This is a genomic window from Pseudomonas sp. S2_F03 (genome assembly GCF_054668335.1).
In genome coordinates, this window is record NZ_CP162759.1 from 5,049,849 (window position 1) to 5,065,754 (window position 15,906).

At 58.2% G+C, this 15,906-nt stretch carries 10 protein-coding genes and 2 pseudogenes; 9 read left to right on the plus strand and 3 right to left on the minus strand.

Annotated elements, in window-relative coordinates:
* The first annotated feature begins 118 nt into the window (after positions 1-118).
* Positions 119-1,897, plus strand: coding sequence for an ABC transporter transmembrane domain-containing protein (locus tag AB4N76_RS23580; protein WP_460163584.1), 1,779 nt, complete (start codon positions 119-121; stop codon positions 1,895-1,897).
* A 141-nt stretch (positions 1,898-2,038) separates the two neighbouring features.
* Here AB4N76_RS23580 and AB4N76_RS23585 read toward each other — a convergent pair.
* Positions 2,039-3,966: pseudogene (locus AB4N76_RS23585) on the minus strand (transglycosylase SLT domain-containing protein).
* Between the two features lie 212 nt (positions 3,967-4,178).
* Here AB4N76_RS23585 and AB4N76_RS23590 point away from each other — a divergent pair.
* The gene (locus tag AB4N76_RS23590; RefSeq protein ID WP_046026997.1) at positions 4,179-6,098 is read left to right on the plus strand and encodes an ATP-binding cassette domain-containing protein; all 1,920 of its coding nucleotides are present in this window, start codon (positions 4,179-4,181) and stop codon (positions 6,096-6,098) included.
* 192 nt (positions 6,099-6,290) lie between these two features.
* Here the strand turns inward: AB4N76_RS23590 and AB4N76_RS23595 are convergent, their stop codons facing one another.
* A complete protein-coding gene (locus tag AB4N76_RS23595; protein ID WP_046026996.1) occupies positions 6,291-6,728 on the minus strand; it encodes a universal stress protein in 438 nt (145 codons plus the stop codon).
* Positions 6,729-6,832: 104 nt separating this feature from the next.
* Between AB4N76_RS23595 and AB4N76_RS23600 the strand changes: the two genes are divergently transcribed.
* The 7 genes from AB4N76_RS23600 to AB4N76_RS23630 all read left to right on the plus strand — a co-directional run bounded on the left by AB4N76_RS23600 (position 6,833) and on the right by AB4N76_RS23630 (position 15,333).
* Positions 6,833-7,270: a hypothetical protein gene (locus AB4N76_RS23600; protein ID WP_046026995.1), complete on the plus strand. Its 438-nt coding sequence runs from the start codon at positions 6,833-6,835 to the stop codon at positions 7,268-7,270.
* Positions 7,271-7,809: 539 nt separating this feature from the next.
* Positions 7,810-9,957 carry a fatty acid oxidation complex subunit alpha FadB gene (gene fadB / locus AB4N76_RS23605; protein WP_027921690.1) on the plus strand — a complete coding sequence of 716 codons (2,148 nt, stop codon included), beginning with the start codon at positions 7,810-7,812 and terminating at the stop codon, positions 9,955-9,957.
* Between the two features lie 32 nt (positions 9,958-9,989).
* Positions 9,990-11,165 (plus strand): acetyl-CoA C-acyltransferase FadA, encoded by a 1,176-nt coding sequence (gene fadA / locus AB4N76_RS23610; protein WP_007944141.1) that lies wholly within the window; start codon positions 9,990-9,992, stop codon positions 11,163-11,165.
* Positions 11,166-11,264: 99 nt separating this feature from the next.
* Entirely contained in the window at positions 11,265-11,501 is a 237-nt protein-coding gene (locus AB4N76_RS23615) for a DUF1653 domain-containing protein (protein ID WP_046026993.1), read from the plus strand.
* A gap of 114 nt (positions 11,502-11,615) precedes the next feature.
* Complete coding sequence (topA, locus tag AB4N76_RS23620) at positions 11,616-14,243, plus strand: type I DNA topoisomerase (protein ID WP_460163585.1); 2,628 nt, start codon at positions 11,616-11,618, stop codon at positions 14,241-14,243.
* A gap of 180 nt (positions 14,244-14,423) precedes the next feature.
* Positions 14,424-14,948 carry a DUF6586 family protein gene (locus AB4N76_RS23625; RefSeq protein WP_046026991.1) on the plus strand — a complete coding sequence of 175 codons (525 nt, stop codon included), beginning with the start codon at positions 14,424-14,426 and terminating at the stop codon, positions 14,946-14,948.
* Between the two features lie 151 nt (positions 14,949-15,099).
* The gene (locus tag AB4N76_RS23630; protein ID WP_007944145.1) at positions 15,100-15,333 is read left to right on the plus strand and encodes a hypothetical protein; all 234 of its coding nucleotides are present in this window, start codon (positions 15,100-15,102) and stop codon (positions 15,331-15,333) included.
* 91 nt (positions 15,334-15,424) lie between these two features.
* On the opposite strand, the pseudogene sulA reads toward AB4N76_RS23630, so the two are convergent.
* Positions 15,425-15,897, minus strand: a pseudogene (gene sulA, locus AB4N76_RS23635) (SOS-induced cell division inhibitor SulA).
* Positions 15,898-15,906: the final 9 nt, after the last annotated feature.

Genomic DNA, 15,906 nt, shown 5'->3' on the forward strand with positions numbered 1-15,906 from the left:
ACCAATAGCGTCTAGAGACTAGTCGTCGCGGTCATATTTAACCTGACTCATTGTGATTTACAGGGTTCAACCGCTGGCGGTGTAGGCTGGCTACAACCTTTGCATACTGGATACTCCGATGCTCTCTGCCCGTTACCGCCGTGCGATCCGCCTGACCAGTCGCTTTCTTGTGCCTTACCGCTGGCAAGCCCTTGGCGCGCTGCTCGCATTGATTGTCACCGCCGGCATTACCTTGTCGATGGGGCAGGGCATTCGCATGGTGGTGGATCAGGGGTTCATGACCCGATCACCGCACTTGCTCAATCAGTCCATCGGCTTGTTCATGGTGTTGGTGGTCGGGCTGGCGGTCGGCACCTTTGCGCGTTTTTACCTGGTGTCGTGGATCGGCGAGCGCGTGGTCGCTGACATCCGCCGGCAAGTATTCAACCATCTGATTTACTTGCATCCGGGGTTCTATGAAAACAATCGCAGTTCCGAGATCCAGTCGCGGCTGACCGCCGATACAACGTTGCTGCAATCGGTGATCGGCTCTTCGTTGTCGCTGTTCCTGCGCAACACGCTGATGATCATCGGCGGGATTGTGCTGCTGTTCATCACCAACCCCAAACTCACCAGCATCGTGGTGGTCGCATTACCGCTGGTCATCGCCCCGATTCTGATTTTCGGGCGTCGGGTGCGCAGTCTGTCGCGCCTGAGCCAGGACCGTATCGCTGACATCGGTAGCTACGTCGCTGAAACCCTCGGCCAGATCAAGACGGTGCAGGCCTACAACCATCAGGTCCAGGACGAGCAGCGTTTCGCCGTGACGGTGGAAGAGGCGTTCAACACGGCTCGTAAACGTATTTTCCAGCGAGCCTGGCTGATTACGCTGGTGATCGTGCTGGTGTTGGGCGCGGTGGGCGTCATGTTGTGGGTCGGCGGCATGGATGTGATTGCCGGTCGGATCTCGTCCGGTGAACTGGCGGCATTTGTTTTCTACAGTCTGATCGTGGGCAGTGCGTTCGGCACCTTGAGCGAAGTGATCGGCGAGTTGCAGCGTGCAGCGGGCGCGGCCGAGCGGATTGCTGAGTTGCTGCGCTCGGAAAACATCATCCAGCCGCCGAGCTCTGGCCTGGTGACCTTGCCGGAGCGGGTGAAGGGCGATCTGGTTCTACAAGATGTGCGTTTTTCCTACCCGTCGCGTCCGCAAAGCTACGCGGTCGATGGTTTGAGCCTGACCATTAACGCGGGCGAAACCCTGGCCCTGGTCGGCCCCTCCGGTGCCGGTAAATCCACCGTGTATGACCTGCTGCTGCGTTTTTACGATCCGGCCGCAGGGCGAATCCTGCTCGATGGCGTGCCATTGACCCAGCTCGACCCACTCGACCTGCGCCGTTGCTTCGCCCTGGTTTCGCAAAACCCGGCACTGTTTTTTGGCAGCATCGAGGAGAACATTCGCTACGGCAATCCAGCGGCGACACCCGCGCAAGTTCAGGAGGCCGCAAAAATTGCCTACGCCCATGAATTTATCGAACACATGCCCAATGGCTACCAGACCCATCTCGGCGACGCAGGGCTGGGCTTGTCGGGTGGTCAGCGCCAACGCCTGGCCATCGCTCGGGCGTTGCTGGTGGACGCACCCATCCTGCTGCTCGACGAAGCCACCAGCGCACTCGATGCGCAAAGTGAACACCTGATCCAACAGGCCCTGCCGAGCTTGATGAAAAACCGCACCACCCTGGTGATCGCCCACCGTTTGGCCACCGTGAAAAACGCCGACCGGATTGCCGTGATGGATCAGGGTAGGTTGGTGGCGGTGGGCACGCATCAGGAGTTGATTGCGAGCAATGCGCTGTATGCGCGGTTGGCGGCGTTGCAGTTCAGTGATGGCAAGGCCGAGCTTGGTCTTCACCTGTAAGCGTCGTGTAGGAGATGTGTAGGAGCTGTCGAGTGAAACGAGGCTGCGATCAAAAATTCGCAGCCTCGTTTCGCTCGACAGCTCCTACACATCTCCTACAACACCGGTTCCGCGCTGTTCCTGTTTAACGGGCGCTACCGGTCACTGATCGTCGAAGAACCGTTCATGCCATTCCACCAGCGGTTGGGGCGTATTGAGCTTGTGACCGTAGATCACCGAATACGACAGCACGTTCTGTACGTATTGGCGGGTTTCGTCGAACGGGATGCTTTCCACCCACACGTCGTAGCTCAAGTGATCGGCACCACGTAGCCACTGGCGTACGCGGCCCGGGCCGGCGTTGTAGGCGGCGGAGGCGAGGACGCGGTTGCCATTGAACTGGCTGTGGACCTGGCTCAGATAAGCGGCGCCGAGCTGGATGTTCTTGTCCGGGTCAAGCAGCTGCTGCGGCGAGGAGTACGGAATGCTGAACTTGCGCGCGGTTTCCTTGGCGGTGGCAGGCATCAATTGCATCAGGCCTGTGGCGCCGACACCAGAGCGGGCGTCGTCCATAAAGGCACTTTCCTGGCGGGTGATGGCGAATGCCCAGCTCGAATGGATACCGCGGTTTTTGGATTCGCGGACCAGCGCATCGCGGTGGGCCATCGGGAAGCGGATGTCCAGATCGTCCCAGTACTGCGCCTGACTGATGGTGCGAATCGCCGGGAAATACCATTTCAGGTCATAGGCCAATTTGGCCTGGGCAACCATTTCGTCGCGGCTGAAATGACGGCTGACGTAGTACCACTCCCGGCGCCCGTCGGCGATCTGTCCACGGGCGTGCAGCTCCAGGGCGCGGCGTACGCCAGGAGTGTTGCGCACCTTGTTGGTCAACGCTTGGCTCAATACCAACGGTTTGTTGACCAGCGAATAGGGCGACTGCGAACGATCGGCCGCCATGAAGCCATAGAAATCGCGCTCGCGAGAGAGGTTTTATAAAGCGTTTGCGGTTCCGCGTTCTGAGGCTGGGCCAGCTCAAGGCTGCGGGCTTGCCAGTAACGCCAGCGATTGGTGGTCGCCAGGTCCTGCGGCAAACGCCGGGTCAATTGATAGGCATCGTCCCAGCGGGCCAGGCGCAACAGTAGCCGCATGCGCCATTCGGACACGGTGTTGTCGCGCAGTTCCGGGTCGTACTTGGTCATCACGTCCAGTGCGCGGCTGTCGTAACGTCGTGCGAGTGTCAGTCCGATTTCCCGGGCGATCGCCACTTTTTCATCGCGGGAGAAGTGCATGCTGCTGGCATAACCGTCGAGCAGGTCCATGGCCTTGTCCGGGTCTTGCTTGGCCAGGCGGCGCAGGCCGAGGCTGACGATGTCGGACATCGGTTCGTCGGCCGGGGTGAAGCGCGAAGGCTGGTTGAGCAGCTCGGGTTTTTGCGCCACATCAATCAGTAATCGACCGCGAGGAGCGAGGGTGGTCAGGCCGTTAACGAGGCTTTTGGCCTGCGGATAATTGCGCGCCTGGGCGGCGAGCTTGGTGCGCTCCCAGCGTTTTTGCTCGGTCAATTGACCTTCGGCGGCCCATTGCCCGAACAGTGCATCGCAGGCCTCAGGTTGGGATTTGCCGGTCAGCCAGAGCTTGTTGGCGTTGGCATAACCTTCGGCCTTCTGGTTATGACTGATCTGATACTGCGCGTTCAGACAGTCCAGTTCGGTGAAGTTGAGCTTGGGGTCGTAATACTTGACGAAGGTCGCCCATTCGCCACGGTCAGCCAGCCAGCGCAGCCGGCGTAATTTCATCCAGTTGGCTTGCGGCAGGTCACCGTGCTCGGCGAGGAATTTCTCGATTTCGGCATTGCTGGCGGTTTTTAGGCGCGCGGTCAATTCGTCATAGGCCAGGTAGGGCTCCAGCGGGTAATCGCTGAGGGCCTGGCTGTAACGGAAGTAAGGACCGGAATCGCCCTTGGCCAAGGCTCGCTTGGCTTCATCGTAATACTGACGCTGGGTGGACAGGTCCACCGCCTGGGCTGATTGGACGGCAGTGGCAGAAAGAAGCAGACAAGATAAAAGACTGAAAAGGCGACTGCGCATGAGACGTCCGGGCAGAGAAATCATGACAAGTGCGGGTAATGCCCGCACTGAATTGTTGTAGCTTAGCCTTTTGCCAGCAGCAGGCGAAAGCTTTGCGGGCCTGTCAGCATAAGTTCGCAACATTTGTTGTGCAGAGTGCTTCGAGAGTGAAATTGCCGGCCTTCTGAAGCCTCAAGTCAGGTAGAATGCGCGCCCGGTTTTTGGAGAAGCTCATGACCCTGCTCAAATTCAGCGATGTGTCCCTTGCTTTCGGCGCTATGCCGTTGTTGGACAAGGTGTCCTGGCAGATCGCCCGTGGTGAGCGGGTGTGCATCATCGGCCGCAATGGCACTGGCAAGTCCAGCATGATGAAGCTCGTCAAGGGCGACCAGAAGCCCGATGAGGGCTCCGTTTGGCGTGCACCTGGCCTCAAGATTGGCGAATTGCCGCAAGAATTGCCGGTAGCCGACGAGCGGACCGTGTTCGACGTGGTTGCCGAAGGCCTGGACGGCGTGGGCGAGCTGCTCGCGCAGTATCACCACCTGAGCCAGAACATCGTCACCGACGCCGATCTGGACAAGCTGATGCACGTCCAGCACGACCTCGAAGCCCGCGATGGCTGGCGTCTGCAGCAACTGGTCGACAGCACGTTGAGCCGTCTGCAGTTGCCAGCCGACAAGACCCTCGCCGAGTTATCCGGTGGCTGGCGTCGTCGCGTCCTGCTGGCCCAGGCCCTGGTTTCCGAACCGGACCTGCTGCTGCTCGACGAACCGACCAACCACTTGGACATCGGTGCAATTGCCTGGCTTGAAGAAGCGCTGAAGGATTTCCAGGGCGCCGTGCTGTTCATCACGCACGACCGTTCATTCCTGCAAAACCTCGCGACTCGCATTCTGGAACTTGATCGCGGTGGCCTGATCGACTGGAACGGCGACTACGCCAGTTTCCTCGTGCACAAAGAAGCCTCGCTGGCGGCTGAAGAAACTGCCAACGCGCTGTTCGACAAGAAGCTGGCTCAGGAAGAAGTCTGGATCCGCCAGGGCATCAAGGCCCGTCGCACCCGTAACGAAGGCCGTGTCCGCGCGTTGAAAGCCCTGCGCGTCGAACGCAGCGAACGTCGTGAGCGCACCGGCAAGGCCAACATTCAGCTGGATACCGCTGACAAGTCCGGCAAGCAGGTGATGGTCCTCGAGAACGTGAGCTTCGCTCACCCGGGTGGCCCGTTCCTGATCAAGGATTTCTCGATGGTCCTGACGCGCGGCGACCGTATCGGTCTGCTCGGCGCCAACGGTACCGGCAAAACCACACTGCTGAAGCTGATGCTCAGCGGTCTGCAACCTACCAGCGGCACAGTGGAAGAGGGGACGCGCATCGACGTGGCCTACTTCGACCAGTTGCGCCATCAGCTGGACCTGGAAAAGACCGTGATCGACAACGTGGCCGAAGGTCGCGACTTCATCGACATCGATGGTCAGAGCCGTCACGTGCTGAGCTACCTCGGCGACTTCCTGTTCAGCCCGCAGCGTGCCCGCACGCCGGTCAAGGCGCTGTCCGGTGGCGAGCGTGCCCGTTTGTTGCTGGCGAAGCTGTTCAGCAAGCCGGCGAACCTGCTGGTCCTCGACGAACCGACCAACGACCTCGACGTCGAAACCCTCGAGCTGCTGGAAGAGGTGCTGCTGACCTTCAACGGCACCGTGCTGATGGTCAGTCACGACCGGGCATTCCTCGATAACGTGGTCACCAGCACCCTGGTCTTCGAAGGTGAGGGCAAGGTTCGTGAGTACGTCGGTGGCTACCAAGACTGGCTGCGTCAGGGCGGTTCGCCGCGTCTGCTGGGCGTGACCGAGAGCAAATCCGGCAAAGCTGACCTGACTTCGGCGGTCGTGACCGCAGAAGCTGCGCCGGTTGCCGTTGCAGTTGAAGCGCCGGTGGCGAAGAAGAAACTCAGCTACAAGTTGCAGCGCGAGCTGGAAATGTTGCCGAGCCAGATCGAAGCCATGGAGCAGCAGATTGCTGTGGTTGAAGCGCAAATGGCTGATGCCGCTTTCTATCAGCGTCCTGCTGCCGAGACCGCCGCCGTAATTGCTCAGTTGGAGCAGTTGCAGGCCGAGCTCGACGTGATGGTCGAGCGCTGGGCCGAACTGGATGCCTGATTGATCCTGCTGTAAAAAAAGCCCGGCGTTCAGTGATGAACGCCGGGCTTTTCATATGGAGTGAGATCTACAAGGCTACAGCGATCCATTGTGGGAGCGAGCTTGCTCGCGATGGCGGTCTGCCAGTCAATATTGATGTCGGCTGACAGGACCTCATCGCGAGCAAGCTCGCTCCCACAGGGGGTTCGTGTTTCAGCTTTTGATCAGGCGCACCGCGAGCACATCGCAAGGCGCACCGTGCAGCACGTCATTGGCGGTCGAACCCAGCAGTAAGGCCAGGCCGTGTCGACCGTGGCTGCCCACCACGATCAGGTCGCATTCCTGTTCCTTGGCGAAGTGATGGATTTCCTGGCGTGGCTGGCCATAGGTCAGGTGGCAATTGGCGCTTTCGAGTTCAGTGTACTTGTGCTTCAGGCGCTCAAGGCGCTCCTTGGCCTGATCGAACTGCTGCTGTTGCAGTTGTGACAGGTCCATGGGGACGTCACCGCCAAAGGCCATGGCCATTGGTTCGACAATGTGCACCAGGGACAGCTTTGCCCCGTTGCTCACCGACAGCTCGCGAGCCCGGTGGATTACAGGGTCGCACTCTTCGGTTAGATCTACAGCGACCAGAATGTGGTTGTAGGGCATGAGGTGCTCCTCCTGAGGGTTGCAATATTGGTAAGTATGGCTGGTTTCAAGCGCATTGGTTTCTATGTGGCTCAAAGCGCTCATCAAGATTCGGGAGTACAGATATGACGGTCTGGATAGTGGTGTCAATCCTGCTGGTGGTACTGAGTCCGCTCGCATGGTTGCGGCCGTCTCGTGGTCAGAGCGGGCGAATGGCCCTGCGCATGGAGGCGCGACGTATCGGTCTGGCCATGCAACTGGCGCCTCAAGAGTGGCCGCATTGGCTGAGCAAGGAGCCGCCGAGCCCCTGTGCCCAGTACCATCGCCCGCGTCGTGGCAATCAACCCGCATGCTGGAGTTACTGGCAAAAATCGCCGGGTGTGTGGGTGAATCAGTGGCAGGAGGTTTGCGAGGATCCGGCGTTATTGATTCATTTCGAAAAGTTGCCAGAAAACGTCTACAAGGTTGAGGCAGACAAGCAGATGATCACGTTGTATTGGGGCGAGAAGGGCGAGGCGACGGTTTTGCAAGACATCGACGCCGTACTGAAAGCGCTGGCGTGAGCCGAGGATATTTCGCACTGCAATGGCGCGAAATGTCCGGCAGACAGGCAATAAAAAGCCCGACATCATCATCGGGCTGGGGTTGGCCAGGCAGGCCGGTAATTCGCTGTAGGGCTGATCTTACGCCCGGTATTCGCCAAACACGTTCATCTTTTTTCTTCAGATTCCTGCCAGCGTAGCTTGTTAAACACGGGCTGCAGCGAATTAGGGCGACTTTTCTAACTATTGATTCTATGAATGGATCCACATGCATCTGCGTGTTGAAGATCTTCGCAGTACGGAAGTGACCGCAAAGTCGCGTTTCAACCCGTATTTTGGGCGATTGACAATTGTCGGAAATTCCGTGAAGGTGGCGTACCCAAATCAAACGGGCGTATGAATTGAGCGTTTGTATTTCAGATCGCTCCTACAGAATCCCGACTATCGCGTTGGAGGGTGTGCCAGGTGGATTGGCGTAGCATCGACGTTTAACGTCCTGCCGAGCCATTCACTTGCGTCCGACGTGTACTGTTCAGCTTCCATATCGTGGAGATCAGTTGATGATTTACGAAGGTAAAGCCATCACGGTTAAGGCTCTTGAAAGTGGCATCGTCGAACTGAAGTTCGACCTCAAAGGTGAGTCCGTCAACAAGTTCAACCGTCTAACCCTGAACGAACTGCGTCAGGCTGTGGACACCATCAAGGCAGATGCTTCGATCAAGGGCGTGATCGTCAGCAGTGGCAAGGACGTGTTCATCGTCGGCGCCGACATCACCGAATTTGTCGAAAACTTCAAGCTGCCTGATGCCGAGCTGGTTGCTGGCAATCTGGAAGCCAACAAGATTTTCAGCGATTTCGAAGACCTCAACGTCCCGACTGTCGCCGCAATCAACGGCATCGCCCTGGGTGGCGGTCTGGAGATGTGCCTGGCGGCGGACTACCGCGTCATGTCCACCAAGGCCAAGATCGGTCTGCCGGAAGTCAAACTGGGCATCTACCCAGGCTTCGGCGGTACTGTGCGTCTGCCGCGCCTGATCGGCGCCGACAACGCCATCGAGTGGATTGCCGCTGGTAAAGAAAACCGTCCTGAAGACGCGCTGAAAGTCGGCGCAGTGGACGCAGTGGTTGCTCCTGAGAAACTGCAGGAAGCGGCCCTGGAACTGATCAAGCGCGCCATTTCCGGTGAGTTTGATTACAAGGCCAAGCGTCAACCGAAGCTGGAAAAGCTGAAGCTGAACGCAATCGAACAAATGATGGCTTTCGAAACCGCCAAAGGTTTCGTAGCTGGTCAGGCTGGCCCGAACTACCCGGCGCCGGTTGAAGCGATCAAGACCATCCAGAAAGCCGCGAACTTCGGTCGCGATAAAGCGCTGGAAGTCGAAGCCGCCGGTTTCGTCAAACTGGCCAAGACCTCTGCCGCGCAGAGCTTGATCGGTCTGTTCCTGAATGATCAGGAGCTGAAGAAAAAGGCCAAGGCCTACGACGAAATCGCCAAAGACGTGAAGCAGGCTGCCGTATTGGGCGCCGGCATCATGGGTGGCGGTATCGCTTATCAGTCGGCCTCCAAAGGTACGCCGATCCTGATGAAGGACATCAACGAGCACGGCATCGAGCAAGGCCTGGCTGAAGCCGCCAAGCTGCTGGTCGGCCGCGTTGATAAAGGTCGCATGACCGCCGCGAAAATGGCTGAAGTGCTCAACGGCATTCGTCCAACCCTGTCCTACGGTGATTTCGGTCACGTGGACCTGGTGGTTGAGGCGGTTGTTGAAAACCCTAAGGTCAAGCAAGCCGTACTGGCCGAAGTCGAAGACAAGGTCAAAGAGGACACCATCCTCGCGTCCAACACCTCGACCATTTCCATCACCTTGCTGGCCAAAGCCCTCAAGCGTCCGGAAAACTTCGTCGGCATGCACTTCTTCAACCCTGTGCACATGATGCCGCTGGTTGAAGTAATCCGTGGCGAGAAGTCCAGCGAGCTGGCTGTTGCCACCACCGTTGCCTACGCCAAGAAAATGGGCAAGAACCCGATCGTCGTCAACGACTGCCCGGGCTTCCTGGTTAACCGCGTACTGTTCCCGTACTTCGGCGGTTTCGCCAAGTTGGTCAGCGCCGGTGTGGACTTCGTCCGTATCGACAAGGTCATGGAAAAATTCGGCTGGCCAATGGGCCCGGCGTACCTGATGGACGTGGTCGGCATCGACACCGGTCACCACGGTCGTGACGTGATGGCTGAAGGCTTCCCGGATCGCATGAAAGACGACCGCCGTACCGCGATCGACGTGCTTTACGAAGCCAAGCGCCTGGGTCAGAAGAACGGCAAGGGCTTCTACGCCTACGAGACCGACAAGCGCGGCAAGCAGAAGAAAGTTGCCGATCCATCGGTACTGGAGGTGCTCAAGCCGATCGTTTACGAGCAGCGCGAAGTCACTGACGAAGACATCATCAACTGGATGATGATCCCGCTGTGCCTGGAAACCGTGCGTTGCCTGGAAGACGGCATCGTCGAAACCGCTGCCGAAGCCGACATGGGTCTGGTCTACGGTATTGGTTTCCCTCCATTCCGCGGCGGTGCGCTGCGCTACATCGACTCGATCGGTGTTGCCGAGTTCGTTGCCCTGGCTGACCAGTACGCTGATTTGGGCGCGCTGTACCACCCGACCGCAAAACTGCGTGAAATGGCCAAAACCGGCCAACGGTTCTTCGGTTAAGCGTCCCAACACTTGAGCGAGAGTGAAATTTTATGAGCTTGAATCCAAGAGACGTCGTGATTGTCGACTTCGGTCGTACTCCGATGGGCCGCTCCAAGGGCGGCATGCACCGCAACACCCGCGCCGAAGACATGTCGGCGCACCTGATCAGCAAATTGCTGGAACGCAACGTCAAGGTTGACCCGAACGAAGTCGAAGACGTGATCTGGGGCTGCGTAAACCAGACCCTGGAGCAGGGCTGGAACATCGCGCGCATGGCATCCCTGATGACTCAGATCCCGCACACTGCTGCCGGTCAGACCGTCAGCCGTCTGTGTGGCTCGTCGATGAGCGCACTGCACACTGCTGCGCAAGCGATCATGACCGGCAACGGTGACGTGTTCGTCGTAGGCGGCGTCGAGCATATGGGTCACGTGAGCATGATGCACGGTGTCGATCCGAACCCGCACATGTCCCTGTACGCGGCGAAAGCCTCGGGCATGATGGGCCTGACCGCTGAAATGCTGGGCAAAATGCACGGCATCACTCGCGAACAGCAGGACGCTTTCGGCGTGCGCTCCCACCAACTCGCCCACAAGGCGACCCTGGAAGGCAAGTTCAAAGACGAAATCATCCCGATGCAGGGCTACGACGAGAACGGTTTCCTGAAACTGTTCGACTACGACGAAACCATTCGTCCGGAAACCACCCTGGAAAGCCTGGCGGCTCTGAAGCCAGCGTTTAACCCGAAGGGCGGCACCGTGACTGCGGGTACTTCGTCGCAAATCACCGACGGTGCTTCGTGCATGATCGTGATGTCGGCGCAGCGTGCTCAGGACCTGGGCATCCAGCCTATGGCCGTGATTCGTTCGATGGCAGTGGCAGGTGTGGACCCGGCAATCATGGGCTATGGTCCAGTACCGGCTACACAAAAAGCACTGAAGCGCGCGGGCCTTGGCATTAACGATATCGACTTCTTCGAGCTCAACGAAGCTTTCGCCGCACAGGCCCTGCCAGTGCTGAAAGATTTGAAAGTACTCGACAAGATGAACGAGAAGGTTAACCTGCACGGCGGCGCGATCGCCTTGGGTCACCCGTTCGGTTGCTCCGGTGCACGTATCTCCGGCACTCTGCTGAACGTGATGAAGCAAAATGGCGGCACCTTCGGGGTGGCTACCATGTGCATTGGTCTCGGCCAAGGCATCTCCACCGTCTTCGAACGCGTTTAAGCGTTCCGTTGACGGAAGCCGGGGCCAAGTGCCCCGGTTTTTGTTTTTCTGAATTTATTTTTGTTTTTATTTTGAAAAGATTTGAGTGAGGGCCAAACCATGCCGATACAACCTGGGCTCTACCAACATTACAAAGGTCCGCAGTACCGCGTATTCAGTCTTGCGCGGCATTCGGAAACTGAAGAAGAAGTGGTCTTCTACCAAGCCCTGTATGGCGATTACGGCTTTTGGGTACGTCCCTTGAGCATGTTTCTTGAGTCGGTCGAGGTTGACGGCGAACAGGTGCCACGCTTTGCTTTGGTGCAAGCCGAACCGAGCCTTTTTTCGAAGCCATAAGCTGAGTGCGCGCAAAACCCTGCGCTTGACCTCACCTTGTAGCCACTATATATAGCGGTGCCGCGTCAGGCGCCAACCGCCTTTCACTTCTAGAATTCAGGAATTTTCTGATCCATGGGCAAATCGCTGGTCATTGTGGAATCCCCGGCTAAGGCCAAGACCATCAACAAGTATCTGGGTAACCAATACGTGGTGAAGTCGAGTATCGGCCATATCCGAGACCTGCCCACCAGCGGTTCGGCTAGCGCCAGCAAAGAGCCAGCCGCCAAGCGCGGTAAGGCTGCCGCGGGCGAAGGTCCGGTGCTCTCGCCGAAAGAGAAAGCGCGCAAGCAGCTGGTCTCGCGCATGGGGGTCGATCCCGATCATGGCTGGAAAGCCAAGTACGAGATCCTTCCGGGCAAGGAAAAAGTCATCGAAGAGCTGCGCCGGCTCGCCAAAGATGCTGACACCATCTATCTCGCAACCGACTTGGATCGCGAGGGGGAGGCCATTGCCTGGCACCTGCGCGAAGCCATCGGTGGTGACGACAGCCGCTACAAGCGCGTGGTGTTCAACGAAATTACCAAGAAGGCGATTCAGGAAGCCTTCTCCAAGCCGGGCGAGCTGGACATCGATCGTGTAAATGCTCAGCAGGCGCGTCGCTTCCTCGATCGCGTGGTGGGTTACATGGTTTCGCCGCTGCTGTGGGCCAAAATCGCCCGTGGCCTGTCCGCCGGTCGCGTGCAGTCGGTTGCGGTAAAACTGGTGGTCGAGCGCGAACGTGAAATCCGTGCGTTCAACCCGGAAGAATACTGGGAAGTCCATGCTGACCTCGGTACCGCCAAGGGCGCGACCGTGCGCTTCGACGTGGCTCGCGAGAAAGGCGAAGCCTTCAAGCCTCTTAACGAAGCCCAGGCCATGGCCGCGCTGGAAAAGCTCAAGGCTTCCAGCTACAGCATCGTCAAGCGCGAAGACAAACCGACCAGCAGCAAACCGTCGGCTCCGTTCATCACGTCCACCTTGCAACAGGCTGCGAGCAACCGCCTGGGCTTTGGCGTGAAGAAAACCATGATGATGGCCCAGCGTCTGTACGAAGCCGGCTACATCACTTATATGCGTACCGACTCCACCAACCTCTCGGCCGATGCCGTGACGATGGCGCGCACTTATATTGAAGGCGAGTTCGGCAAGAAGTACCTGCCGGAAACCCCGAACGTCTACAGCAGCAAAGAAGGTGCACAAGAGGCTCACGAAGCGATTCGTCCCTCCGACGCCAATACCGAGCCAAGCAAGCTGTCGGGCATGGAACGTGATGCCGAGCGCCTCTACGAGCTGATCTGGCGCCAATTCCTGGCTTGCCAGATGTTGCCGGCGCAATACCTGTCGACCACGGTTACCGTCGGTGCTGGTGATTTCGAGCTGCGTGCCAAGGGTCGCATCCTGAAGTTCGACGGTTACACCCGCGTCATGCCGCAAATTACCAAGCCGGGCGATGATGATGTGTTGCCAGATATGGCTCAGGGCGATGCGATGAAGCTGATCAAGCTTGATCCGACCCAGCACTTCACCAAACCGCCGGCGCGCTACTCGGAAGCGAGCCTGGTTAAAGAAATGGAAAAACGCGGCATCGGTCGTCCTTCGACCTACGCAGCGATCATTTCCACCATTCAGGACCGTGGTTACGTCGCGCTGCACAACCGTCGTTTCTATTCGGAAAAGATGGGTGACATCGTCACTGAGCGTCTGTCCGAGAGTTTCTCCAATCTCATGGACTACGGCTTCACCGCCGGCATGGAAGAGCACCTCGATGACGTGGCCCAAGGCGAGCGCGACTGGAAAAACGTACTGGACGAGTTCTACGGTGACTTCAAGAAGAAGCTGGAAGTAGCCGAAAGCCCAGAAAGTGGCATGCGTGCCAACCAGCCGGTCATGACGGACATTCCGTGCCTGACCTGTGGTCGCCCAATGCAGATTCGTACGGCCTCGACGGGCGTGTTCCTCGGCTGCTCGGGCTACAGTTTGCCGCCGAAAGAACGCTGCAAGGCCACCGTCAATCTGGTGCCCGGTGATGAGATTGCCGCGGACGACGAAGGTGAATCGGAGTCGCTGGTGCTGCGTGGCAAGCATCGCTGCCCGATCTGCAGCACGGCGATGGACGCATACCTGCTCGACGAGAAGCGCAAGTTGCACATCTGCGGTAACAACCCGGATTGCGATGGCTACGAAATCGAAGAGGGTACTTATCGCATTAAAGGCTATGAAGGTCCGAGCCTGGAGTGCGACAAGTGCGGCAGCGAAATGCAGCTCAAGACCGGTCGTTTCGGTAAGTTCTTCGGTTGCACCAACGCAGCGTGCAAGAACACCCGCAAGCTGCTGAAGAGCGGTGATGCGGCGCCGCCGAAGATGGATCCGGTGAAGATGCCTGAGCTGAAGTGCGAGAAGGTCAACGACACCTATATCCTGCGCGACGGTGCTTCCGGTCTGTTCCTGGCGGCGAGCCAATTCCCGAAAAACCGCGAAACCCGTGCTCCGCTGGTCATGGAAATCGTGCCGCACAAGGACGAGATCGATCCGAAGTACCACTTCCTCTGCGAAGCGCCGAAGAAGGATCCGGACGGTCTCCCGGCGGTGATTCGTTATAGCCGCAAGACCAAAGAGCAGTATGTGCAGACAGAAGTCGACGGTAAGCCGACTGGCTGGAAGGCGTACTACGACGGCGGCAAGTGGAAGGTTGAAGACAAGCGTCCCGCTGCAAAGGCTTAAAGGATAGTGGGCCGACGCCGTCGGCCAATGGGAGCAAGCTCCCTCGCCACATTACAAAGGCCGCATGACAACCCTCGGGTTTTCATGCGGCCTTTTGTTTTGTGCTTGCGGGAAGCGGAGGTGATCCACGACACTGTCTGACCTGTGTGAAGCAATTATTTCGTTGTGGAGACTGCCGTCATGGCCCACGAACTCTATACCCGTACCAATCAGAAGATTTATTTCGCCGGTCTGTCGCTGGAGGCGCTCGCCAGAGCTGAAGAGGGGCGGGCAATGAACTCGCTGGCGCTGATCCAGGCGGGTCGCGAATCGGCGTTGTTTCACCTGTACGGTGCTTTGTTGGGGCTATGCCATGAAATCGCCGGGTTCTATCGTTTGCCTCAAGCTAATGCGCCTCGGGCTGAGTTGTTGCTGACTCGCGAAATACTCGAGACCATCGCAATTCCTGAAATGGCTGAAATGGTCGAGCTCGCGCAAAACCCTGAAACCTGGCTGGCCAAGTTGTTGGCGGCCCATGCGGCGTTGTTTCAACCTCCGCGCGCGCCGCACAAGCCTAAGGGTGACGTGACTCAGCCATTGATTCTGGCTGTTAACCTCGATGAAGAAGAGGCGCCTGAGGAACTGAGTCGGGAGGAGTTGGAAGGCTGGCGTCAGAACCTGAAAGGGCTGGCAATCCGGTTTCGAGAAGGGTTGAACGAGTGCTGACGGATTAGCCGGTAAGACGGATGCCTTGAAAGGTGTCCGCTCAAGGATGGGTGCTGAAAGATATTTCCTTGCCATGACATCTGGTCAAGTTGCCGAGCGAAGCCTGACCGATGCCTATATAATCCCCGCCTTTCGTGGAGAACAGACCTTTATGCCAACGTCCTTTCTAGAAATTGTCGAGTTACCAGACGGTCGTATCGAGCTGCGCAGGGCCGAGGACGAGGGTTCTCTGGTCACTTTGGATTTCTCCGAGGATGCCAAAGCGTTCCTTCAAGGTCAGTACGTGGAAGTCGCCAAGGCGATGTTGAGCGTCGGTGTTCAGATGGCAGGGCGCCTGGTTGAAGGCGAATTTGATAAAGATCAGGGATCTCGCGTCCTTCATTGATCCCGCCCGTCGGATTGCAGGAATCGCTACAGGTCGGCTTCTCTATCCTTGGAGAAGCCCCGCGCAGTTCAACGCGCACATTGTTACTCGGCTAGCCCAATCGAATATTCAAGCTCTGTGCGTCCCCGGTTCGGGCGGCGCTGATCAACTGTTGCCGTGAAGTCGTGTTCAACGGATTGAGCCAGCTGACCACTGTGTGGCTGCGGCCCAGACGCAAGGCTTCGCAGGTCAACTGCTGGGCGCTTTGGGTGCCGCGAGGTTGCAACAGCAAGATGCGTTCGCGGTTAAGACCTGCATCCCGCAGCCAAGCCTGGGTCAGGCTCGCTGGCGGGGCAATCAATGTTAGCCAGCGTGCGTCCTGATCCTGGCTCAGCTCCTGAGAATAGGTGCCAGAAGGTTCAGGCAGTTCCCGGCTGCACCACGTAGCGACAGCTCACTGAAGGCTTCGGGCTCGGCGCACCACGGCGACTCGACCACGTCTTTCAGGATCGGCGCCAATGGTTGCGCCATGAACGCCTCAAACAGCGGTAATTGGGCTTGCTGTGATGTGTGTGGGAACTGCATAAAGCCTCC